The sequence below is a fragment of the Ruegeria sp. CDSA034 genome (assembly GCF_059612275.1).
The window spans coordinates 43,997-66,677 of record NZ_JBXWQH010000016.1 but is presented as its reverse complement, the minus strand read 5'-3'; the positions used below and the strand labels follow the sequence as shown (position 1 = coordinate 66,677).

Below are 22,681 nucleotides of genomic sequence, written 5' to 3'. Positions count from 1 at the left end.
AGATGCACAGTTGTGGAAAACTAAGAAGCTAATTGATCGTTCAAAAAAATAGGCGCGGCTTGTCACAATCTCCCACGGGGTTGTGACGTGACAGCGGGCGCAGGCTCGCTAGGGTTCGGCAGATGATTTACCGACTGCTCTTCCTCTTTCTGCTGATCGCCACCCACGCCGCTGCCGTGGATACCTGCCACGGTGATACCGCCTGTCAGGTCGGCGACCGTTCCTATCATGTGCTGGAGCCCGACGGCTGGGATGGCGAAACGCCTTTGCCGGTGTTGCTGCATTTTCACGGCTGGGCGCGGCAGGGAACGGTGGTGGTGAACCACGAACGCATCGCCGGGGCCACGAAACTGCGCGGCGTGTTGTTGGTGGCCCCGAACGGGTTGGGCAAAAGCTGGGATTTCTGGACCTCGGACACGCGCGATGTCCCCTTTGCCGACCGGGTGCTTGAGGATGTGGCCAAACGCTATCCAATTGACCCGGACCGCATCTATGTATCGGGCTATTCCTTTGGTGGTGCGATGGCGTGGCGCTATGTGTGCCAGTCAGGCAATGACACGGCTGCCTTGCTGGCGGTCGCGGGGTCGATCCGTCAGACCGAGCACTGCCCGCAAGCCCCGGCCGAGGTGCGCCATGTGCACGGGACCAGCGACACCGTAATGGATTTCCCCTTTGGGCCGGGCGGGGACACGACTTATCCAGTGGCGCTGTGGCGGCAGAAATTCGGGTGTGAAACAGCGACGCCGCGCGGGGATTGGAGTGTTGTGCCGATCCTGACACTCAGCCGGGTGGAATGGACCGATTGTGCGCAGGGGCAGGTATCACTGGATACGCATCCCGGCGGGCATTTCATCCCGCATGGCTGGATTGGGCGGCAGTTGGATGAACTGTTGGGGCGTGAACCGACATACCCCTGATCATTTGACTTGGACGGGTATTTCCAGCCTGGTTGCCCGGAATGATCCGAAAATGGAACTGCCCGATGCGAACCTTGCTGCTAAGCGCCCTGATCCTTGCAACCACACCTGTTCTGGCGCGCGATACGTATCCGCCGGTTGAGGTTCTGTTGCAGACCGGTAAGTCCGTGATTGGTGAACCGCTGGAATACCCCGAAGGCAAGGCGAAGATAACCATGGCCATCGTTACCATGCAGCCCGGCCAAAAAACCGGCTGGCACCGGCATGAGGCCCCATTGGCGGCTTACATGCTAGAGGGTGAAATCACCGTGGATTACGGGGATGCCGGGACCAAAACCTACAAAACCGGTGATGCGCTGGTTGAGGCATTCCGCTCCCCTCATGCAGGGGTGAATTCAGGTGAAGATATCGCACGGATCCTAGCCGTGTTTGCCGGTGCAGAGGGCGTTTCCAACACGGTCGCGGAAGAGTAGGCGCCCAAGCCCCCCGCACCCTCTTTCCCCTGTCCGCAATATCCGTTAAACGCGGTCTGACCCTAGATTTACTGGCGGATACCGACCGATGAAATTCACTCTTTCCTGGCTGAAAGACCACCTCGACACCGATGCGTCGGTGGATGAGATTGCAGAGACGCTGACCGATCTTGGACTGGAAGTCGAAGAGATCGTGAACCCGGCGGACCGTCTGGCAGGCTTTACGCTGGGCTATGTGAAACACGCGGAAAAGCACCCGGATGCGGATAAGCTGCGCGTTTGCACGGTCGCGACTGACGAAGGCGATCTGCAGATCATCTGCGGCGCGCCCAACGCACGCGAAGGTATCACGGTCGTGGTCTGTAAGCCGGGCATGTATATCCCCGGTCTGGATCTGACGATCAGCGTGGGCAAGATCCGCGGCGTCGAAAGCTTTGGCATGATGGCCTCGGAGCGGGAGCTGGAGCTGTCAGAAGAACATGACGGCATCATCGAGCTGCCCTCGGGCGAAGTCGGTGACAAATTCGTCGACTGGCTGGCCGAGAACGAGCCGGCGAAAGTCGATACGATGATCGAGATCGCGATCACGCCGAACCGCCCCGACGCGCTGGGCGTGGCCGGGATCGCTCGCGATTTGGCTGCACGTGGCGTCGGTACGCTGAAAGAACGCGGCTATACACCGGTGCCGGGTGAGTTCGAAAGCCAGATCAACGTAACGATCGACGAGGATACGCTGGACGGTGCGCCGCATTTCACCGGCCGCTTGATCAAAGGGGTCAAGAATGGCCCCAGCCCGCAATGGCTGCAGGATCAGTTGAAGGCAATCGGCCTGCGTCCGATCTCGGCATTGGTGGATATCACCAACTATATGACGTTCGACCAGAACCGCCCGCTGCACGTTTTCGATGCGGACAAGGTGCAGGGCAACCTGCGCGTTCACCGTGCCAAAGGCGTTGAAAAGCTGGTTGCCCTGGACGAGAAAGAATACACTCTGCAGCCCGGTATGATGGTGATTTCGGACGATAAGGGCCCGGAGTCGATTGCCGGGATCATGGGCGGTGAGGAAACCGGCTGTACCGAGGACACCGTGAATGTGTTCCTTGAAAGCGCGTTTTGGAATCATGTGCAGATCGCGTTGACCGGCCGTGCGCTCAAGATCAACTCGGACGCGCGTTATCGGTTCGAACGTGGCGTGGACCCTGAATACACGCTGGAAGGGTTAGAACATGCGACGCAGATGATCCTGGATATCTGCGGTGGCGAAGCCTCGAAAGTGGTCGAAGCTGGCAAGGCACCGGATCACTCGCGCGCCTACAAGCTGGATGCTGAACGTGTGCAGTCGTTGGTGGGCATGGACATTCCGGAAAGCGAGCAACGCCAGACCCTAACCCGCCTAGGTTTCCGTCTGGAAGGCGAGATGGCGCATGTCCCCAGCTGGCGCCCCGATATCATGGGCGAAGCTGATTTGGTGGAAGAGGTCGCGCGTATCGCATCCCTGACCAAACTGCAGGGCAAGCCGCTGCCGCGTGTGACGGATGGTATTCCCAAGGCGGTGATGACCCCGACGCAGCGGCGGCAGTCGATGGCGCGTCGCACTTGTGCGGCGCTGGGGTACAATGAATGCGTCAGCTATACGTTCATCGATCAGGCTTCGGCTGCCTTGTTCGGTGGCGGGGATGAAGCGACGCAGTTGGAAAATCCGATCTCGTCCGAGATGAGCCATATGCGCCCGGATCTGCTGCCCGGTCTGCTGCAGGCCGCCGCCCGTAATCAGGCGCGAGGGTATGCAGATGTCGCGCTGTTCGAGGTTGGCCCGGTTTTCCATGACGGCGAACCTGGCGATCAGAAAACCCAGATTACCGGGCTGCTTGTCGGTCGCAACGGCCCCAAGGACGTGCACGGTGCCTCGCGCCCAGTTGACGTGTTCGATGCCAAAGCAGATGCCGAGGCCGTGCTGACGGCCATTGGTGCACCCGCCAAGGTGCAGGTCCTGCGCGACGGTGACGCCTGGTGGCATCCGGGACGTCACGGCAAAATTTGTCTGGGTCCCAAAAAGGTGTTGGGTGTCTTTGGCGAACTGCATCCACGGGTGTTGCAGGCGATGGACATCAAAGGCCCGGCGATGGCCTTCACCATCTGGCCAGAAGAGGTGCCTCTGCCGCGTAAATCCGGCGCTACCCGCGCCGCGCTTGAACTGCGTGATTTGCAGGCGGTCGAGCGTGACTTTGCATTCGTCGTCGACGAGAGTGTCGAGGCGCTGACACTGGTGAACGCCGCAGCCGGCGCCGACAAAGCTTTGGTCGAGGACGTCCGCGTCTTTGACGAATTCATTGGCGGCAGCCTGGGTGAAGGCAAGAAATCACTGGCCATTACCGTGCGCCTGCAGCCGACGGATGCGACGCTGAAGGAAAAAGACATCGAAGCGGTGGCTGAGAAAATCATCGCGAAGGTCACCAAGGCGACTGGCGGCGTTCTGCGCGGGTGATGCCTGGCCGCCGCTGGCGGGAGTGTTTTTGAAAAGATGAAGGGGCGGTCGCGCCCTTTCTGTTTTTGCGGAGGACAAAAGATGCTGAACGTTTACCTATCTGGCGAAATCCACACCGACTGGCGGGAACAGATCATTGAGGGTGCTCAGGGTTTGGATGTCACTTTCAACAGTCCGGTCACCGGTCACGCGGCCAGCGACGATTGCGGTGTAGCCATTCTGGGGGCCGAGCCGAACAAGTATTGGCATGACCACAAGGGCGCGATGGTCAACGCGATCCGCACCCGCAAGGGTATTGCGGATGCCGATGTGGTCGTGGTCCGGTTCGGCGAGAAGTACAAACAGTGGAATGCAGCCTTCGATGCGGGTTATGCTGCGGCTTTGGGAAAGTCCTTGATCGTTCTGCACGGCCCTGATCACCAACACGCGCTGAAAGAAGTGGACGCTGCGGCGCTGGCCGTGGCCGAGCACCCGGGCCAAGTGGTTGATGTGCTGCGCTATGTTCTGACGGGCGCCCTGCCAAAATAACTCACGCTACGTTTCGCTTGCCGGATTTCAGGGCGCTTTCTACCGTCTGATAGGGCAGTAGGGGAGAGCAGCCATGGAATTCGATTACGTCATCGTGGGCGGCGGGTCCGCTGGTTGTGTGATGGCCGCGCGGCTGAGTGAACAACCAGACACAAGCGTTTGCCTGATCGAAGCGGGCGGGGCGGGTGAGGACCTGGTGATCCGGGCTCCGGCCCTGGTGGCAGCAATGGTGTCGGGGCGACCCAAGCTGAATAATTGGGCCTTTCAAACGGTGCGCCAGCCCGGGTTGAATGGGCGGAAAGGGTTTCAGCCACGCGGCAAAGCGCTGGGGGGCTCATCGGCGATCAACGCCATGCTTTACGTGCGTGGTCATCCCAGCGACTATGATGAATGGGCGGATTTGGGGTGCGAAGGTTGGGATTGGAAGAATGTCCTGCCTTACTTCCGCAAGACCGAGGGCAACGCGCGCGGTGCGGATGATCTCCATGGCGGTGATGGTCCCTTGCAGGTGTCGGACCAGTCTGAGCCGCGTGCCATCTCTCATGCGTTTGTCGAGGCCTGCGGCCAGCAACAAATTCGCAAGACAAAGGATTTCAACGGGCCGACACAGGAAGGCGCGGGTCTGTATCAGGTCACGCAGTTCCACGACGGGGCGCATAAGGGTGAACGCTGCTCGGCGGCTGCGGCCTATTTGCGGGGCGTCAAATCGCGGCCGAACCTGACAATCATGACAGGGGCAGAAGCCCAGAAGATCCTTTTTGACAAAAAGCGCGCAACCGGGGTTTTGCTGCGTCAGAAAGGTAAGGCCGTCGAGGTTCGCGCCCGCCGTGAAGTCATCCTTTCGGGGGGTGCTTTTGGTTCGCCACAATTGCTGATGTTGTCCGGCATCGGGCCCGAGGCCGAGTTGAAACAGCACGGTATTCCTGTTCTGCACGACTTGCCCGGCGTTGGTCAGAATCTGCAGGACCATCTGGACTATGTCCTCAGCTATCATTCGAAACGTAAGGATGTCATCGGGCTGACCCCGGGCGGGCTATGGAACCTGGCTAAGGCGGGGTTGGCCTGGCGCCGCACTGGAGAGGGGCTGTTTGCGACTCCCTTTGCCGAAGGCGGCGCGTTCTTCAAATCTGATCCATCCGTTTCCAAACCGGATCTTCAACTGCACTTTGTTGTCGGAATCGTTGACGACCACATGCGCAAGATTCACTTGCCGCACGGGTATTCGTGCCATGTCTGTGTGTTGCGCCCGTTCAGCAGGGGCAGCGTTGGGCTAACCTCGGACCGGGCAGGAGAGCCGCCGCGTATTGATCCGGCTTATCTCAGTGATGACCGCGATCTGGATCTGTTGAAGCGTGGGGCTCGTATCATGGAGTCAATTCTCGAATCCGAGCCGCTGGAACCCTGGCGCAAAAAGCGGCTCTATGCCCATGACGGCAGTGATCAGGCCTTGGAAGCTGATATCCGCAGCCGTGCCGACACGATCTATCACCCGGTGGGCACCTGCAAGATGGGGATCGACGATATGGCCGTTGTCGATACCGAAGGTCGGGTTCATGGGGTCGAGGGGCTGCGGGTGGTGGACGCTTCAGTCATGCCGACTTTGGTCGGCGGCAATACCAATGCGCCCACTATCATGATTGCCGAAAAGATCGCCGAAGCAATCAGTCCCGGGGCGGCGTAACCAGGCCTTTTTGCACCGCGGGTCGCTTCAGGAACCGGTCGAGATACGCCACCAGATTGGCGTGGTCTTCCCAACCAACAAGGTCGTGCGCATTGTAGAATTCGAGCCCGCGCAGCCAAGGCGCGATTGCGATATCGGCAATCGAATAGTCTCCGGCAATCCAATCCTGGCCTTCAAGCTGTTGGTTCAGGACATTCAGCAATCGCTTGGCCTCGTTCACGTAGCGTTCACGGGGGCGCGGGTCTTCGATCTCGCTGCCTGCGAATTTGTGAAAATAGCCCAGTTGCCCGAACATCGGACCGATGCCGCCCATCTGGAACATCACCCATTGGATCACGCGATATTTGTCGGCTTTGGTTTGACCCAGAAACTTGCCGCTTTTCTCGGCGAGATATATCAGGATCGCTCCGCTTTCGAACAGGCCAATGGATTCTCCGTCCGGACCATTCGGGTCGATGATCGCCGGGATTTTGTTGTTGGGGTTCAATGACAGGAATTCGGGGCTTTTGACATCCGAGTCCGAAAGTGTAACCCGATGGGCTTCATAGGGCAGGCCGGTTTCTTCCAGCATGATCGACGCTTTGACGCCGTTCGGCGTGGGGAAAGAATAGAGCTGAATCCTGTCGGGAAACTGCGCAGGCCAGCGTGCCGTTATCGGGTGAGAGGCGGTATCCAGCATGGGGGGCTCCTGTCATGGGTTGCCAGCAATAGGTAGGTACACCTGCCCAGTCTTGCCAGTATCCGAGCTGTGCATACAAGGTCAGGGGCTGTGTGCGTGAGAACAACGGGGAAAACCTGCGTATCTCACACCTAGACCGAAGCGCGCTTATGGATCACTATTCCGCCAATCCCGCGCTGAGAGACGCGGGTTTGCCGTGAATCGAAAGGAGATGCGCGTGGATGATGTCGTAACACAGGTGGGTGCCTTTGCCCCGCTGATCATAAGCGCAGTCAAAGCGCTGGTAGTACTGATCCTTGGATGGATCATTGCTGGCGCCATTGCCGGTGTAGTCCGGCGCAGGATCAATGCGACACCGCATATTGATCAGACGCTTGGGAATTTCGTCGCCAGTCTGGTGAAATGGGTCATATTGGCCATGGTACTGGTTGCAGTGCTGGGCATCTTTGGCATTCAGGCGACAAGCATCGTCGCCATTTTGGGTGCTGCTTCTCTGGCCATTGGTTTAGCCCTTCAAGGAACGCTGAGCGATCTTGCTGCGGGCGTTATGCTGGTTGTCTTCCGCCCTTACAAGCTGGGTCAGTATGTTGATATCGGCGGCACCGCAGGCACTGTTAAGGATCTGAACCTGTTCACGACCGAGCTGGTGACGCCGGATAACGTGCAGATCATCGTTCCCAACGGACAATCCTGGGGATCGATCATCACAAACTACTCGGCGCATGACACGCGGCGTGTCGATCTGGTGTTCGGCATTGACTACGGTGACAGCGCTGATGAGGCGATGAAGATCATTCTGGATGTCGCGAAGGCCGATGACCGAATTCACTCAGATCCAGAGCCGTGGGTGCGCGTGACCAACTTGGGCGACAGCTCGGTCGATCTGACCGCACGCCTGTGGTGCAATGCCGCCGATTATTGGGACCTGAAGTTTGAGATCACTAAGGCCGTGAAAGAGGCGTTTGACGCCAAGGGTGTGTCGATTCCGTACCCACATACCGTGGAAATTCGGAAAGAGGGCTAAACCCTCCCGCCCGTCGAGCGGGCATTGGAAATGCCCTCCTCCGTTTGGGCCCGGCGCCGCGCTTTTAGCGCGGCGTTTTTTTTTGGTGCAAAAGTCGTTCGATCAAAAGAAAAGCGGCGCGCCAAAGGCGCGCCGCCATGCCCAACGCTGCAAAGCAGCCGCTTCAGCGGCTCCTTACAGGGGCGGGAGTGCTTCAGGCGTTGACGATTGCCTCGGGCGAGACAACGTCCAGACCCAGCGCCGTACCAACAGCTTCGTAAGTCAGCTGACCGGCATGGACGTTCAGACCTGCCAGCAAATGCGGGTCGTCCTGACATGCTTTCTTCCAGCCTTTACCCGCCAGTGCCAGCAGGAACGGCATGGTCGCGTTACCCAATGCGATGGTCGAAGTCCGCGCAACCGCGCCCGGCATGTTGGCTACGCAGTAGTGCATGACTCCGTCCACTTCATAGATCGGGTCAGCATGGGTGGTCGCTTTGGAGGTTTCAAAGCAGCCGCCCTGGTCGATCGCAACATCAACCAGAACCGCACCGGGTTTCATGGTGGACAGCTGCGCGCGCGAGATCAGCTTGGGTGCCGCAGCGCCGGGGATCAGAACCGCACCGATGACCATGTCGGCTTCCTGGATCAGCTCGGCCGTTGCGCCGGCTGTCGAGTACTGGCTTTTGAACGTGCCGCCAAAGACGTCGTCGAGGTAACGCAGGCGTGGCAGAGACCGGTCCAGAACGGTGACGTCAGCGCCCATGCCGGCCGCGATCTTGGCTGCGTGGGTACCAACAACACCGCCGCCGATCACGATGACTTTGGCTGGGCCAACACCGGGAACGCCACCCATCAGAACACCGCGGCCGCCATTGGCCTTTTGCAGGGTCCACGAACCGACCTGAGGTGCCAGACGACCTGCAACTTCGGACATCGGGGCCAGCAGCGGCAGGCCGCCTTTGGAATCTGTTACGGTTTCATAGGCAATCGCCGTGCAACCCGACGCCAACAGGTCGTGGGTCTGGTCTGGATCAGGTGCCAGGTGCAGGTAGGTGAACAGCAGCTGGCCTTCACGCAGCATCTTGCGCTCGACCGCCTGGGGTTCTTTGACCTTTACGATCATGTCCGCGGTCGCAAAAACTTCTTCTGCGGTGTCGACGATGCGCGCACCTGCGGCAACATACGAGTCGTTGTCAAAGCCGGAACCCATGCCGGCATTGGTTTCAATGATGACCTCGTGGCCGCGCGCAACAGCTTCTTGCGCAGCGTTGGGGGTCATCCCAACACGGAATTCCTGGGGTTTGATTTCCTTGGGGCAACCGATTTTCATTTCTCGCTCCTCCATTCATAAACTGCCCAAATTATGTGCAATTCGGGATGCAATTTCTGTGAAACTCTGCCCGTCATTCGGGTTTTCTTTGCGAGAATCTTCGGTATTATTGGAATTTCTTGCAAAGGACTTGCGCGTATGAGCCTCGATACGACCGATAGAAAGATTCTGGCCGCCCTGCAGAGAAACGGCAGGATGTCGAATGCCGAGCTGTCAGATCAGGTGAATCTGTCGCCGTCGGCGTGTCACCGGCGTGTCCAACGGCTTGAGGCCGAAGGGTATATCCGAAACTATGTTGCGCTGCTGGATGCACGCAAGATGAACGTCCCGACCACCGTGTTTGTTGAGATTACCTTGCAGGGTCAGGCGGAGGAGCTGCTGGATGCGTTTGAAAAGGCGGTGGCGCGTATTCCCGACGTTCTGGAGTGTCATCTTATGGCTGGGACGGCGGACTATATTCTGAAGGTTGTCGCCGAGAACACCGAGGATTTCGCCCGAATTCACCGTCAGTACCTGTCGCGTTTGCCCGGCGTGGCGCAAATGCAAAGCTCATTTGCTTTGCGCACTGTGTTTAAGACGACGGCCTTACCGGTGTGACCGTCAGGCTGGGGCCGGGTAGGTGAACAGGAACAGATGCACGGCATTGAAGCCGAATTGCATCAGAACGGGTACCCACAACCGACCGGTCGCATACAATCCCAAACCACAGGCCGCGCCAAGAATCGCGGCATAGGTGACCAAGGCCGGACCCCCTGCAAAATGCGCCAGACCAAACAGAAAGCTGGCCAGAGTCACACCAAGTGCTGCACCAAGTTTGGAAGCAATAAGCGACTGCAGGTATCCGCGGAAAAAAGCCTCTTCCGTCAAGCAGGTCAGAAACAGGTTCGACAATGCAAAAATCAGCCACCAAGGCGGCAGGCTGAGCTCTGGCCGGATGGCCTGCGCGGCCAGCCCAACGGTGAAGAGGGCGGGCAAGGTCGCAAGGCCCACCAGCAACGGTGTTCTCCGGACAGGTCTCGCTAAATCGGTCATTCCCGCGCAGGCCAGCAGGACCGCGAACAGCACCATTGGCTTGTCCAGATTCAAGTACATTGAAAACGCCGAACTGTCCGGCCCGGCGTAGACCCGGTCCAGTACCAGCAGGTTTTGAAAACCGGGCACCAGATGCGCGCCCAATGCAAAACACCAGCCGATCAACATGACGTGGCCAACCGCCGCGCCGGTGCCTGTAAGATGGTTCAGGGCCGCAGCCCCCAACAATCCGGCAGCAACAACTCCAACAGCCAAAGGCGTGACCAGCCCCATGGCGAGGGCGGCAAGACCAAACACCAACAGCAGCGTCAGGCCAAGTTGCCGCCGGCCCGAGGCCGCACTGACCATGCCGGCGATCAGTATGGACCAGGGCCATATCAATGGCAGAAGGGATACAAAATGCGCCACGGCTCTCTCATGTATTCAGGTGCGTATTGATGCCGTCGGACACCCCCAAATGGCAAGGCCGTGCAAGGATCAGCCTGTGCCTTACTGCCAGCGTTGCGTCAAATCAGACGCTTGTATCTAGGCGCAGGTCGGTTCAATTATAGGAATGACCGAACGTCTGCCTGTTTTACGGCCCCGCACCAACTTGAAATTGAACCGGCGCGGAGCGTTCATCAATTATTTCTGATGACATCAGGCGGTCACACTCTCTGGGTATGGTCGGAACCCGTTGACTGATAAGGAGCAGATCTTGGCTTACCAACACAATGACGCCCCAAAAGACTGGCTGGAAGCCGAGCTCGAAGACACGCTGGACGAAGATTTCGAAATCGAATTCAGCGAGCCGATGCTGTCGATGGAAGTTCGCAAGATCTATAAGGAACAGCATCCGGACATGCTGGACCGCAAGGTCTATTTCCAGAACTTGCTGCGATTGCAGGCCGAACTGATCAGGGTTCAGGATTGGGTTCAACACACCGGTGCCAAAGTGTGCATCCTGTTCGAAGGTCGCGACAGTGCCGGTAAAGGGGGGGTAATCAAGCGGATTACCCAGCGCCTGAACCCACGTGTTGCGCGCGTGGTTGCGTTGCCCGCACCCAGTCGCAGGGAACAAAGCCAGTGGTATTTCCAACGCTACGTGCCGCATCTGCCAGCAGCTGGCGAAATCGTTCTGTTCGACCGGTCCTGGTACAACCGTGCGGGCGTCGAACGGGTCATGGGTTTTGCCAGTGAAGATCAGGTCGAACAGTTCTTTCAGGACGTTCCTGAATTCGAACGGATGCTGGTGCGGTCGGGGATCATCCTGCTGAAATATTGGTTCTCGATCACCGACGAAGAACAGCAGTTGCGATTCCTGATGCGCATTCACGATCCGATGAAGCAGTGGAAGCTGTCGCCGATGGATCTGGAATCGCGCATTCGGTGGGAATCCTACACCAAGGCCAAGGAGGACATGTTGTTTCGCACGAACATACCCGAAGCGCCCTGGTACATCGTCGAAGGCAATGACAAAAAGCGCGAGCGCCTGAATTGCATTGAACACCTGCTGACCAAGATCCCGTATTCGGATGTGCCGCAGGAAAAGGTCGATCTGCCGGATCGAAAGTACAACCCGGAATATGAACGCCGGATTTTGCCTGACGATCTGTATGTTCCAAAGGTCTATTGAACTATTGAAGTTGAAATTGGTGCGAGGCAGGGTCGCCCCCGTCCCGCACCGTGGTATTCGTTAAGCGGCGTCCATCATGCAGTCGAAATCATAATAGTTGAACACAAAGACATCACCTGAATTGTCCCCGGTCATGTCAGAGCAAGTCTCAACATCGTCCACAGGATTGTCACCGCCGGTCATCACCATATCGAAATCGTCGGTTTCGGGTTCCGCATCGGCATAGTCCGTGTCGTTCCAATCAAACTGGTCAAACTGCGCCTGAATCGATTGGACGAATGCCCGGATCTCGGCAAGAAACTCCTGAACGTCAAAACAGGCAAACTCTTCGGGTTCTTCCGTTCCGGGCGTTTCGGCCACCGGTTCCTCGGGCTCGGTAACTTCTGGGTCAGGTACTTCGGCCACCGGTTCCTCGGGCTCGGTAACTTCAGGGTCAGGTACTTCGGCCACAGGTTCCTCAGGCTCGGTAACTTCTGGGTCAGGTACTTCGGCCACCGGTTCCTCGGGCTCGGTAACTTCAGGGTCAGGCGTTTCGGCCACCGGTTCCTCGGGCTCGGTAACTTCAGGGTTAGGCACTTCGGCTACCGGTTCCTCAGGCTCTGTAACCTCGGGTTCTGGCACTTCGGCAACCGGCTCTTCGGGCTGCGGGGTTTCTTCAACCGGTGGCGTCGGCGCTGGCGGAGTGGTGGAGCCGTTGTCCAGCATGACCTCACCCTGGGTGGCAGCAAAATTCTGCGTCACCATCACAGCGTCAAAACCCTGCATGTCGCCGGTTTCAATGCCGATCCCGATGTATTTGAAATCGGGGTTCAGAATATTGGCGCGGTGACCGGGGCTGTTCATCAGGTTCTGATGAAGCTGGGCGACGTCATCGCTGATGCCTGGCGCGCCGCGCTCGGATTGCCAGGCGATGTTTTCACCTGACCGCCAGTTGCCCGAGAAGTCGAACCCGGCCATTTCCATCCGCTGCGTGGCGCTGGAACCACCCGAGCCGGTGTGGCTGAAGACATCCGATTCCAGCATCCATTCACTGTGATCCTCGGACGAGTCGTTCAGGCGCGTTTCAAGCTGTAGGGGGTCCAGCCCGCGGGATGTGCGCTCTTGGTTAATCAGCGCCAGCATTTCTTGTTCGATACTACTTGCAGTCGACATTTTTGCCTCCGATTGGTTTTTTGTCGTGGTAGACGGCGCCAGTTACAAAGGCTCGATACTGCGTTGATAGGGATGGCGTGTTTAGAGGCGAGTTTTGGCGGGGCAGTGCTGCCGCAACGGGATTCGCTGCGCTGCAAAATGCCGGGCAAAATGTTGCTGAGGGGAAAATGGCAGCTTGTCGCGCGTAGGCGGCCCGAGTCGGCATAAATCATCCGACCCTGAAAACGACAAACCCCCGGGCGATGCCTCGGGGGTCGTCAAATAGTGTCATCCAAAGCTGGACGAGCGAGGTTTTAGAGCAAACCTTCGCGCTGTGCTTTCTTACGTGCCAGTTTACGGGCACGGCGGATCGCTTCAGCTTTCTCGCGCGCTTTTTTCTCGGACGGTTTCTCGAAATGTTGCTTGAGCTTCATTTCGCGGAACACGCCTTCGCGCTGCAGCTTTTTCTTCAGGGCACGAAGCGCCTGATCGACGTTATTGTCGCGAACACTAACCTGCATGTGGTTGTCACCACCTTTCTAGATAGAGTTGCAAGGAAATTGCAGGAATTGGCCGTATAGCAAAGCCGTTCTATCTTGTCTAGTACTGGTCCCCAGAACCGGAGAACCGCCATGACCACCACATATGAAGACGCCAAGCAGCAGTTGTTGGACGCGATTTTGATCCATGTGCCGTTTGACGGCTGGTCCGAAGCCAGCTTTCGTGCAGCTATCTTAGATTGCGATATGGATGACACGCTGGCGCGCGCGATCTGTCCCCGTGGCGCGGTTGATCTGGCACTGGCCTTTCACGCGCGCGGCGACGCGGCGATGGAGGATCGGCTGAAGTCCTCGGACCTGAGCGAGTTGAAGTTCCGCGAGCGAATCGCCGCTGCAGTTCGGTTCCGGCTTGAGGCGGTTCCGGACAAAGAGCTTGTTCGCCGGGGTATGACGTTGTTTTCGCTGCCCACCCACGCGGCCGATGGGGCAAAAGCCTTGTGGCAGACCTGCGATCTGATCTGGGACACGCTGGGCGATTCCTCGGAAGACGTGAACTGGTACACGAAACGGGCGACGTTGTCGGGCGTCTATTCCTCGACTCTGCTGTTTTGGCTGGGTGACGATTCCCCCGATCACCAGAAAACATGGGAGTTTCTGGATCGGCGGATAGACAACGTCATGCAGTTCGAAAAGATCAAGGCGCAGGTGAATGACAACCCGTTGTTCAAACCGTTTCTGGCGGTGCCGAACTGGTTGGCCGGTCAGGTAAAAGCGCCGACGAAGATGCGGGCTGATTTGCCGGGTATGTTGAACCCGCGCAAGTAAGCGTCTGGGCCTTCCAGAAATTGCCTGCTAGGCATTGGGCAAAGGAGATTTGCCCATGACCCAGATGATGCGCGCTGTCGAAATCACCAAACCCGGTGGCCCGGATGTTCTGCAACTGACGGAACGCCCGGTGCCGGAACCGCAAGCCGGACAGGTGATCCTGAAAGTGGCCTATGCGGGTGTGAACCGCCCGGACGCGCTGCAGCGTGCCGGGGCCTATGATCCGCCGCAGGGTGCCAGTGATTTGCCGGGGCTTGAGGCATCGGGCGAGGTTGTTGCCGTTGGTGCCGGGGTCGAGGGTCTGGCCATCGGCGATCAGGTCTGTGCCTTGCTGCCCGGTGGCGGTTATGCGGAATATGTGGCCACACCCGCCGCGCATTGTCTGCCAGTTCCTTCGGAAATGGGGATGAAAGAGGCCGCGTGCCTGCCCGAAACCTTCTTTACTGTGTGGTCCAACGTCTTCACGCGCGGCGGTCTGAAGGCAGGTGAGCGGTTTCTGGTGCATGGTGGGTCCAGCGGCATTGGCACAACAGCGATCCAGCTGGCGAACGCGTTTGGTGCGCGGGTGTTTGCAACCGCCGGATCTGCTGAGAAATGCGAGGCCTGTGTGAACCTCGGGGCCGAGAGGGCGATCAATTACCGGGATGAGGACTTCGTGGGCGTCATGCGGGCTGAGGGTGGGGCGAACCTGATCCTCGACATGGTTGGTGGCGACTATATCCCGCGCAACGTCAAAGCTCTGGCCGAGGATGGGCGTCTGGTTCAGATCGCCTTCCTGCAAGGGCCGAAGGTCGAGTTGAACTTTGCGATGATGATGGTCAAACGCCTGACCCTGACGGGCAGTACTTTGCGCCCGCAAAGCGATCTGGCAAAGGCGAAGATTGCGCAGGATCTGCGCGAGGCTGTCTGGCCATTGCTGGAGGCTGGGAAGGTGGCCCCCGTCATGGACAGTGAGTTCGATCTGGCCGAGGCGGCGGCCGCCCATGCGCGGATGGAAAGCTCGGGCCACATCGGCAAGATTGTCCTCAAGGTCGCTGGTTAAAACTCTGGCGCGGGTATATCCCGCGCTTTTTTCGATCAGACCACTGCACGGCGGTAAAGATGCCAGGTTGCATGGCCCAGGACTGGCATGACAACGATCAGCCCCAATAGCATCGGGATGGCTCCGATGATCAACAGGGCCGCTACGATGAACCCCCATGCCAAAATGACACCGGGGTTATGCCGCAACACCCGGACGGACGTCACGACCGCCACCGGCAGCCCGACAGGACGGTCCAACAGCAATGGAAAGCTGACGACGCTCATGGCCAATGCGACCAGCGCGAATAGAAACCCGATCGCATTGCCGAAAATGATCATGGACCAGCCTGCGCCGGTAGTGAATACCTGAGTCATGAAAGCCCCGAGTGAGGTGGGCAGATCAGGCCCAAGCGTATGCACATAGATGCTCTGCGCGACCATCAGCCAAATCAGCAGCAGCATGACCAGATAGAACCCCAAGGCCAGAATTGCACCGAAGGACGGGGACCGGAAGACGCCCAAGGCGTCCAGCCAATGGACCTCGCCGCCTTGCTCGCGTTTGCGGCTGATTTCGTAAAGGCCCACGGCTGCTATCGGACCGACTAGTGCGAAACCCATGATCAGCGGTGCCAGAAGGGGAACCATGTTGCGATTAAGGCCGAACCCGAACATCAGCAGACCTGCGATCGGGTAAACCAGTATGATGAAAATCGCATCCGCCCGTGTTTCCAGAAAATCATTGTACCCGGCCTGCAAACAGGCCTTCAGGCCCTGCATCGTCAGTGTTTGCACCTGCGGCAGATGCCGGGTGTCCGCGCTGCCGATGTGGTGCACGCTTTCGGTAATATGATCGCCGGTCGCGCCGATGTTTCGGGCGGCCCAACTGATCGGATTTCCTATTGTTTTGGCCATCTTGATCCCCTCCCTTTGCCAGTGCGCAACGGGTTGAATCCGGCGGTGGTTGCCTTTGGCCGGACCAGCCGGCAACGCTCAGGCCCCAGTATAGCACAGTTTTTCCCGTTGTGGTTGCGCGGCAGGAAAAACCTACCAATTGCCCTGTTTCACAGGCGTGTTAGCTTGGCGTCAGGCAACAGGAGGTCAGCATGCAGCAAACGGCAAGAACCGTCGTCATTCATGAACACGGCGGTCCCGAAGTTCTAAAGATCGAAGACCGGCCCTTGGGCGACCCCGGACCCGGCGAGGTTCGCATCCGCCACCGGGCCTGTGGGCTGAACTTCATTGATGTTTATCAGCGCACCGGGTTGTACCCGATGGATTTACCGCACGCGCTGGGCATGGAAGCGGCAGGTGTGATTGAGGCTGTTGGCGAAGGTGTTACCCATCTGAAACCGGGCCAGCGCGCAGCTTATGCCTCAGCTCCCGCCGGGGCCTATTGTGAGGCGCGCGTGATGCCAGCGGCGCAGGTGTGTCCGTTGTCCGAAGGGATTTCTTTTGACGCGGCTGCGGCGATGATGCTCAAGGGGATGACGGTCGAGTATCTGTTTCACCGGACAACGCCTTTGAAACGGGGTGACACGGTTCTGTTTCACGCGGCCGCCGGTGGCGTTGGTCTGATTGCCTGCCAATGGGCCAAGTCCGAGGGCATCACCCTGATCGGAACAGCCGGAACAGACGAAAAATGCAGCCTCGCGCAGTTCAACGGGGCTGCGCATTGCATCAACTACCGGACCGAGAACTTTGCCGAACGTGTGGCCGAAATCACCGGCGGCAAAGGTGTGGATGTGGTCATGGATTCCATCGGCGCGGATACGTTCAATGGCTCGCTGGACTGCCTGAAGCCTTTGGGAATGATGATCTCATTCGGCAATGCCTCGGGGCCGGTTCCTTTGATGGACATCGGGATTCTGGGCAAGAAAGGATCCTTGAAAATCACTCGACCGACCCTGTTTACCCATATCGCCGACCCTTCCGTCTGTCAGGCAATGGCACGGCGGCTGTTCGGCAAGGTTGAGGGCGGCGAGGTCAAAATCCACATCGATCAGCGGTTCCCGTTGGATCAGGTGGCCGAGGCGCATCGGGTGCTTGAAGCGCGTCAGACCACAGGCAGCACCGTTCTTGAACCGTAAGACCGACTCGTTGATGTTTGATCTTGAAACGAAAAGCGGCGGCAGAATACTCTGCCGCCGCCTGTTTGGGGGATGTCAGAAATTATTGCTGCAGTTCCGCAGGTGTTTTATCCGCGATGGTTTCCCAATTGGCGCTGGCTTGTTCGACAAAACCAGGGATGTCACCTTCCCAGCGCTGCTGGATGTCTTGCGACAGGTTCAGGTACAGCTTGTTGTCAACGATCTTCCAATAGGTCGGGTCACCGTCAAACTTGAAGCCCATCGCAGCGCCGAATGCGCAGTAGCCGCCATATGCAGGCAGGTACGCCTCGGGGTTTTCTTCGAACGCGGCTTTGTTTTCTTCATTGGCAAAGCGATACATCGCGTCGTTGTGCAGTGTGGTGATGCGGTAGTCACCTTTGGTCGGCTCGCCAGCGGTGAAGTAGGCAACCGGATCATAGCCCTGCATGGCCAGACCGGTCGAGCTTGCGTTCAGTTCAACACCAGCGGCCAGAGCCGAGCTTGCAATGGCAACAGACAGCGCGACGCCGCCGATAAGAGATTTGAACTTGTTCATTGTTTTCACCTTTCGTGAAGGGGCTGCCACGTGACGCAGAAAATTGCGCCCAGACAACCCAAGAGTTTTTTTGTCCGTGAGACCCGCAATTGGTCGTCACGGAACCCAAGTGGGCAGGCGGCCCATCACGTTCAAAGCAATCAATTGTGAATGTGCAGGGGCGAAGAGGCACTGTTCACAAATGCAGGGTAGGCCTTAGGTATCGGGCGTCAGATCCAAAACGAATTCGGTGACTTTTTCCGCGGGCATTTCGCAGGGGCGAAGAAGAGATCCGCGTTTGGTCAGATAAAGGTTCAGGCTGATGTAGTCGCTGCCGTCCAGTGCGCGTGCGACAAGTTTCTGCGACTTGCCGTCTGAAAATTCCGTTCGACTGACGATATACCGCCTGCCGTGGGCACGCCCGGTCGACGACCCCTTGGGGATGGCAAAAAAAGCGGTCAGGAAGGCGTTCGGGGCGCTCAAGACTGCCCGATTTTTGGTTCAGTGCCGGATTTGATGCGGGCAATATTCGCGCTGTGGCGCCAATAGACCAACAGGGTCAGGACGCCAGCCAGTAGCAGCGTTTGCGAACCTGTCAGCAGAAGGGCCCAGATAGTGGACGTTGCCGCCGCTGCAAGTGCCGCAAGGGATGAGATGCGCCAGATTGCAGCAGCAACCAACCAAGTCAAACAACAGGCCACACCGACGCGCCAGTCCAACGCCAGCCAGATCCCCAGAAACGTGGCGACCCCTTTTCCGCCCTTAAATCCCAGCCAAACCGGAAAGCAATGGCCCAAAAGTGCTGCCAGCGCCGCGATCTGCGCAGCATCCTCGCCCGCCAGTGCACGCGCCGACAGTACGGCAACTCCGCCTTTTGCGGCGTCGAAGATCAGGGTCAGGGCAGCGGCGGTCTTGTTGCCTGTCCGCAAAACATTGGTTGCGCCGATATTGCCCGATCCGATGTTGCGCAAGTTGCCCAACCCCATCACCTTGGCCAGGACCATGCCAAACGGGATCGACCCCATCAGGTATCCAAGTGCCGCCCACAGGATCAGCTGGGTCATTGTGCTGTCGATGATCGGCATCAGGATCTCCGGTAAACTTCTTGTCCTGCAACGAAAGTTGCGGTGACCTTACCCTGCATCCGCTGGCCGTCAAACGGTGTGTTCTGAGATTTGGATTTGAGCGAGAACCGGTCCAGCACAAAGGGCACATCCGGGTCAAACAGCACCAGATCCGCAGGCGCGCCTTCGGACAGACGGCCACTTTCCAGCCCTAATCTTTTCGCCGGGTTTAGGGCCATTGCGCGGAACAGTGTCGGCAGGTCCAACTGCCCGGCATGATACAGACGCAAGGCGGCGGGCAGCAGGGTTTCCAGCGCTACCGCGCCGGAGGCTGCCTCTTCAAACGGCAGGCGTTTGCTTTCCTCATCCTGAGGCGTGTGCATGGAACTGATCGTATCAATCAGGCCGGTCCGCACCGCTTCGATCACTGCTTGCCGGTCATCCTCGGATCGCAGCGGCGGCTTGACCTTGAAGAAGGTGCGATAGTCGGCGACGTCCAACTCATTTAAGGTCAGGTGGTGGATTGACGTACCTGCCGTGATGTCCAGCCCATTCCGCTTGGCCCGCTCCAGCGCAGGCAGGGCGCGGGCGGTGGTGATCTGGTCGGCGTGATAGGTGGCCCCGGTCATCTCTAGCAAAGCGATGTCACGGTCCAGTCCCATCCGCTCGGCCATTGGTGAGACGGCGGGCAGGCCACGCAGCACGGCGAACTTACCACTGGTGGCTGCGGCACCATTGCTGAGGATGGGTTCTTGCGGGTGGGCGATGACCAGCGCGCCACAGGCCCGGGCATAGGTCAAGGCGCGGGAAAACACCTTGGTGTTGGCGATCACGTGATCGCAGTCAGTAAAGGCGACGGCACCGGCATCCTGCAGGAATCCGATCTCAGTCATTTCGCGGCCTTCGCGACCTTTGGTCAACGCGGCCATTGGCAGGACGTTGACCGGAGTGTCGGCCTGCGCTCGGCGTGTGACGAACTCCAGACTTTCGGGCGTGTCGATCGCGGGGCTGGTATCGGGGCGGGTCACGATGGTGGTCACGCCTCCGGCCGCAGCGGCCAGACCGGCAGATTTATAGCTTTCCTTGTGTCGCTCACCCGGTTCACAGACCTTGACGCCGATATCGACGATGCCGGGGGCAAGGCACTGCCCGCCACAATCGACGACCTGCGCCTCCGGCGTCGGAGCGGCCCCTTCGCCGCGCGCAGCAATCCGGCCATCGGATACATGCAGCCAGCCTAGGCTGTCGGTGCCGGTTTCCGGGTCGATCAGGCGGGCGTTGGTGAAAAGTACAGCAGTCATTTCGAGGCCTCTTGGGCTTGGTGCAATGCCGCCAAAGCGGCTTCTTTGTCTTCTAGGCTATCAAAGAAAAAGAACGGCTTTAGTTCGATCCCAAATGGCGCGGGCCTGATATTAAGAGATGGAATGATTTCAACGCGCTTAATACGCGGTTGCTTTGAAATCAAAAGCTTCCTGATGATCCATGCAGAGTTTCTTGTAACCGCATAGATGCAATGCGTGCGATTGTAATAATCGATGAACAAAATAGCGGTTGTGCTTATCGGAAGCATGTAGAGCGGCAGATATTCCCACGACACCTTCAGTAAGAAAAGTACTGGAATCAAAACCACTAAAGAAATAACAGCTAGCCAACTTCCAAAAAAAGACGAGTGCTTTGGGATCACGCGTTGATCGGGTCGACCGACCCACAAAACCTCTTCGTTTAGAGGTATCTTTGAACGCACCCAATCTTCTGCGGCTGTCATCTAATCGCCCTTTCGATGGCGGCTTTGGTGGCTGCGGGGTCAGCCTGATACTTGATCAGATGCTTGTCGCCACCCTTGGTGACGATCTGGACAAAACTGCCCATGAGGTTGACTGCCTCTATCTGGTTCAGCGCCACATTGCGCGGGCCGGGGCCGGTTAGGGTGGTGTCCGTCATCTGCCATGTCGTGGTCAGTTCTTCTGAGGCCAGGTACCATGCGCGAAAGGCGACGGCCGCAAGACCCGCGGGTGCCCCGGTCCAGACGTAGGGGTTGCCGACCAGCCACAGCACGATCATCGCGACAGCCATGGCCCCGGCGGCCAGCCATGTATTCGTGCGGATATACGCGCCTTTGTCGGGGGTGAAGGTCACAGGATCAGCCACAGGATGCCTCCGATCACCACCAGCGCCACCACTGCCAGCATGGCCGACCCAATACGGCCGGGTTTATCGTCCTGTGGCGGGGTTTGCGGGGCCGAGAACGGTTTCGCGCTTTCGGTTTTAATTGCTCCACCGGTCCAGTTTGTCGCCTCTTCTGTGTAAAGGCCGATCAGTCGCACTTTGGCGTCCGGTCGCAAAGTGGCGGCACGTCCCTGAAACGCGGCACTGCGCACAACCATGACCCAGCCTTCAACGCTATCCAGTGCAGCTCGGTCCAGTTGATCTTTGGGAACGCCGCACCCTTCGTTGAGATAGCCGAAAAGACCCAGTTCCTCGAGATCAGATACGGGAAAGATGTCGATCTGAACAGAATTCATACCCTCGACACCCAGAACCTGGTCGGCGGCGCCCGGTTCGCGCAGGAACTTGGCCGCCTCGGGCCGCATGTCCAGCTGAAACAGGCGCAGGACGCCGTATTCGTGGGGGGCGACGATCAGATCACTCATGCTGCCTCGCGCAGGTTGCGGGCCAACAGTTCCATTGCGGCCATGCGAACGGCGACGCCCATTTCGACCTGTTCCTGAATAACGGACCGGTTGATGTCGTCCGCCAGCGTTCCGTCAATCTCAACACCGCGATTCATCGGGCCGGGATGCATGACGATGGCGTCAGGCTTGGCCTGCGACAGCTTAGCGGCGTCCAGACCATAGCGGTGATAGTATTCCCGTTCCGACGGGATGAACCCGCCATCCATCCGCTCTTTCTGAAGGCGCAGCATCATCACGACGTCGACGTCCTTGAGGCCTTCGTTCATGTCGTCGTAAATTTCGGCGCCAAACTCGGCAAACTGGTTGGGGACCAGGGTCGGTGGTCCGATCAGACGAATACGGTTTTCCATTTTGCCCAGCAGGATCAGGTTTGACCGCGCCACGCGGGAATGGGCGACATCGCCGCAGATCGCGATGTTCAGACGGTGCAGGCGACCTTTGGCGCGGCGAATGGTCAGCGCGTCCAGCAGAGCCTGCGTCGGGTGTTCATGTTTGCCATCACCAGCGTTCAGCACCGCGCAATTCACCTTCTGCGCCAGCAGGTCGACCGCGCCGGAATGCGGATGGCGCACCACCAGCAGATCGGGGTGCATCGCATTCAGCGTCATCGCTGTGTCGATCAGCGTCTCGCCTTTTTTGATCGAGCTGGCCTGCATCGCCATGTTCATCACATCCGCGCCCAGCCGCTTGCCTGCGATTTCGAAACTGGCCTGCGTGCGGGTTGAGTTCTCGAAGAACATGTTGATTTGCGTCAGCCCTGACAGCACGTCGGAATGCTTGGTCGACTGGCGGTTCATGTCGACGTATTTCTCGGCCAGATCGAGAATGGCAGTAATATCGGATTGCGACAGATGCTCGATGCCAAGAAGGTGACGATGGGCGAAACGCATTGGCGGGCTCCTGTCTGACAATCGCGCCGCTTATAAGAAGCCGCGCTGCTCAAGGCAACCTAAGGATCAGATCCTTCGGGCAGTTTCTCGCATCCGCCTTCGGGCAGGCATTGTTCGCCGGGCTTGCACCACTTGCCGTATCCGCAGTCGACGGCCTTGACGGGAACACAGCCCTGATTTTTGGAAC

General features: G+C 58.5%; 25 protein-coding genes. 11 read left to right on the top strand and 14 right to left on the bottom strand.

Going from position 1 to position 22,681, the window contains the following annotated elements; all coding sequences use genetic code 11:
• The first annotated feature begins 122 nt into the window (after nucleotides 1–122).
• The 5 genes from AC2FLJ_RS20310 to AC2FLJ_RS20290 all read left to right on the top strand — a co-directional run bounded on the left by AC2FLJ_RS20310 (nucleotide 123) and on the right by AC2FLJ_RS20290 (nucleotide 6,084).
• Nucleotides 123–917: a CE1 family esterase gene (locus AC2FLJ_RS20310; protein WP_496698660.1), complete on the top strand. Its 795-nt coding sequence runs from the start codon at nucleotides 123–125 to the stop codon at nucleotides 915–917.
• Nucleotides 918–982: 65 nt separating this feature from the next.
• Nucleotides 983–1,390 (top strand): cupin domain-containing protein, encoded by a 408-nt coding sequence (locus tag AC2FLJ_RS20305; protein WP_496707363.1) that lies wholly within the window; start codon nucleotides 983–985, stop codon nucleotides 1,388–1,390.
• Between the two features lie 88 nt (nucleotides 1,391–1,478).
• Entirely contained in the window at nucleotides 1,479–3,875 is a 2,397-nt protein-coding gene (gene pheT, locus AC2FLJ_RS20300; protein WP_496707361.1) for a phenylalanine--tRNA ligase subunit beta, read from the top strand.
• 81 nt (nucleotides 3,876–3,956) lie between these two features.
• On the top strand, nucleotides 3,957–4,403 hold the full coding sequence (locus AC2FLJ_RS20295) for a YtoQ family protein (protein ID WP_496698665.1): 447 nt from the start codon (nucleotides 3,957–3,959) through the stop codon (nucleotides 4,401–4,403).
• 73 nt (nucleotides 4,404–4,476) lie between these two features.
• Entirely contained in the window at nucleotides 4,477–6,084 is a 1,608-nt protein-coding gene (locus AC2FLJ_RS20290; protein WP_496698667.1) for a GMC family oxidoreductase, read from the top strand.
• Here the strand turns inward: AC2FLJ_RS20290 and AC2FLJ_RS20285 are convergent.
• Nucleotides 6,065–6,763: a glutathione S-transferase family protein gene (locus AC2FLJ_RS20285; protein ID WP_496707358.1), complete on the bottom strand. Its 699-nt coding sequence runs from the start codon at nucleotides 6,761–6,763 to the stop codon at nucleotides 6,065–6,067. The genes AC2FLJ_RS20290 and AC2FLJ_RS20285 overlap by 20 nt on opposite strands.
• A gap of 217 nt (nucleotides 6,764–6,980) precedes the next feature.
• Between AC2FLJ_RS20285 and AC2FLJ_RS20280 the strand changes: the two genes are divergently transcribed.
• On the top strand, nucleotides 6,981–7,787 hold the full coding sequence (locus tag AC2FLJ_RS20280; protein WP_058273694.1) for a mechanosensitive ion channel family protein: 807 nt from the start codon (nucleotides 6,981–6,983) through the stop codon (nucleotides 7,785–7,787).
• Nucleotides 7,788–7,980: 193 nt separating this feature from the next.
• Here the strand turns inward: AC2FLJ_RS20280 and ald are convergent, their stop codons facing one another.
• Nucleotides 7,981–9,099: an alanine dehydrogenase gene (gene ald / locus AC2FLJ_RS20275; protein WP_108860695.1), complete on the bottom strand. Its 1,119-nt coding sequence runs from the start codon at nucleotides 9,097–9,099 to the stop codon at nucleotides 7,981–7,983.
• Between the two features lie 138 nt (nucleotides 9,100–9,237).
• Here ald and AC2FLJ_RS20270 point away from each other — a divergent pair, with 138 nt between their 5' ends.
• Entirely contained in the window at nucleotides 9,238–9,696 is a 459-nt protein-coding gene (locus tag AC2FLJ_RS20270) for an Lrp/AsnC family transcriptional regulator (protein WP_058278916.1), read from the top strand.
• Nucleotides 9,697–9,699: 3 nt separating this feature from the next.
• Here the strand turns inward: AC2FLJ_RS20270 and AC2FLJ_RS20265 are convergent, their stop codons facing one another.
• Complete coding sequence (locus AC2FLJ_RS20265) at nucleotides 9,700–10,539, bottom strand: CPBP family intramembrane glutamic endopeptidase (protein ID WP_496707355.1); 840 nt, start codon at nucleotides 10,537–10,539, stop codon at nucleotides 9,700–9,702.
• 289 nt (nucleotides 10,540–10,828) lie between these two features.
• On the opposite strand from AC2FLJ_RS20265, the gene ppk2 reads away from it, so the two are divergent.
• Nucleotides 10,829–11,746, top strand: a complete 918-nt coding sequence (gene ppk2, locus AC2FLJ_RS20260) for a polyphosphate kinase 2 (RefSeq protein WP_058273692.1) — start codon at nucleotides 10,829–10,831, stop codon at nucleotides 11,744–11,746.
• Nucleotides 11,747–11,806: 60 nt separating this feature from the next.
• On the opposite strand, the gene AC2FLJ_RS20255 is transcribed toward ppk2, so the two are convergent.
• A complete protein-coding gene (locus AC2FLJ_RS20255; RefSeq protein WP_496707353.1) occupies nucleotides 11,807–12,898 on the bottom strand; it encodes a CAP domain-containing protein in 1,092 nt (363 codons plus the stop codon).
• Nucleotides 12,899–13,191: 293 nt separating this feature from the next.
• On the bottom strand, nucleotides 13,192–13,398 hold the full coding sequence (rpsU, locus tag AC2FLJ_RS20250) for a 30S ribosomal protein S21 (RefSeq protein ID WP_005614280.1): 207 nt from the start codon (nucleotides 13,396–13,398) through the stop codon (nucleotides 13,192–13,194).
• Between the two features lie 111 nt (nucleotides 13,399–13,509).
• Between rpsU and AC2FLJ_RS20245 the strand changes: the two genes are divergently transcribed.
• Entirely contained in the window at nucleotides 13,510–14,202 is a 693-nt protein-coding gene (locus AC2FLJ_RS20245) for a COQ9 family protein (RefSeq protein WP_496707351.1), read from the top strand.
• 55 nt (nucleotides 14,203–14,257) lie between these two features.
• Nucleotides 14,258–15,244, top strand: coding sequence for an NAD(P)H-quinone oxidoreductase (locus AC2FLJ_RS20240; protein ID WP_496707349.1), 987 nt, complete (start codon nucleotides 14,258–14,260; stop codon nucleotides 15,242–15,244).
• A gap of 35 nt (nucleotides 15,245–15,279) precedes the next feature.
• Here the strand turns inward: AC2FLJ_RS20240 and AC2FLJ_RS20235 are convergent, their stop codons facing one another.
• Nucleotides 15,280–16,137 carry a DUF2189 domain-containing protein gene (locus AC2FLJ_RS20235; RefSeq protein ID WP_496707347.1) on the bottom strand — a complete coding sequence of 286 codons (858 nt, stop codon included), beginning with the start codon at nucleotides 16,135–16,137 and terminating at the stop codon, nucleotides 15,280–15,282.
• A gap of 191 nt (nucleotides 16,138–16,328) precedes the next feature.
• Between AC2FLJ_RS20235 and AC2FLJ_RS20230 the strand changes: the two genes are divergently transcribed.
• Entirely contained in the window at nucleotides 16,329–17,312 is a 984-nt protein-coding gene (locus AC2FLJ_RS20230) for a quinone oxidoreductase family protein (RefSeq protein WP_496698680.1), read from the top strand.
• An 82-nt stretch (nucleotides 17,313–17,394) separates the two neighbouring features.
• On the opposite strand, the gene AC2FLJ_RS20225 is transcribed toward AC2FLJ_RS20230, so the two are convergent.
• From AC2FLJ_RS20225 to AC2FLJ_RS20190, 8 genes are all read right to left on the bottom strand, one after another.
• On the bottom strand, nucleotides 17,395–17,868 hold the full coding sequence (locus tag AC2FLJ_RS20225; RefSeq protein ID WP_058273690.1) for a YHS domain-containing (seleno)protein: 474 nt from the start codon (nucleotides 17,866–17,868) through the stop codon (nucleotides 17,395–17,397).
• Nucleotides 17,869–18,063: 195 nt separating this feature from the next.
• A complete protein-coding gene (locus AC2FLJ_RS20220; protein ID WP_282169849.1) occupies nucleotides 18,064–18,330 on the bottom strand; it encodes a hypothetical protein in 267 nt (88 codons plus the stop codon).
• Nucleotides 18,327–18,932 carry a glycerol-3-phosphate 1-O-acyltransferase PlsY gene (gene plsY / locus AC2FLJ_RS20215; RefSeq protein WP_282169848.1) on the bottom strand — a complete coding sequence of 202 codons (606 nt, stop codon included), beginning with the start codon at nucleotides 18,930–18,932 and terminating at the stop codon, nucleotides 18,327–18,329. Before plsY ends, AC2FLJ_RS20220 begins: the two co-directional genes overlap by 4 nt.
• Nucleotides 18,932–20,212: a dihydroorotase gene (gene pyrC / locus AC2FLJ_RS20210; RefSeq protein ID WP_496698684.1), complete on the bottom strand. Its 1,281-nt coding sequence runs from the start codon at nucleotides 20,210–20,212 to the stop codon at nucleotides 18,932–18,934. The genes plsY and pyrC overlap by 1 nt, the downstream gene beginning before the upstream one ends.
• On the bottom strand, nucleotides 20,209–20,676 hold the full coding sequence (locus AC2FLJ_RS20205) for a hypothetical protein (RefSeq protein WP_496698686.1): 468 nt from the start codon (nucleotides 20,674–20,676) through the stop codon (nucleotides 20,209–20,211). Before AC2FLJ_RS20205 ends, pyrC begins: the two co-directional genes overlap by 4 nt.
• Nucleotides 20,673–21,059: a hypothetical protein gene (locus AC2FLJ_RS20200; RefSeq protein ID WP_496698688.1), complete on the bottom strand. Its 387-nt coding sequence runs from the start codon at nucleotides 21,057–21,059 to the stop codon at nucleotides 20,673–20,675. Before AC2FLJ_RS20200 ends, AC2FLJ_RS20205 begins: the two co-directional genes overlap by 4 nt.
• On the bottom strand, nucleotides 21,044–21,562 hold the full coding sequence (locus tag AC2FLJ_RS20195) for a hypothetical protein (protein WP_496707344.1): 519 nt from the start codon (nucleotides 21,560–21,562) through the stop codon (nucleotides 21,044–21,046). Before AC2FLJ_RS20195 ends, AC2FLJ_RS20200 begins: the two co-directional genes overlap by 16 nt.
• Entirely contained in the window at nucleotides 21,559–22,494 is a 936-nt protein-coding gene (locus AC2FLJ_RS20190) for an aspartate carbamoyltransferase catalytic subunit (protein WP_058273594.1), read from the bottom strand. Before AC2FLJ_RS20190 ends, AC2FLJ_RS20195 begins: the two co-directional genes overlap by 4 nt.
• Nucleotides 22,495–22,681: the final 187 nt, after the last annotated feature.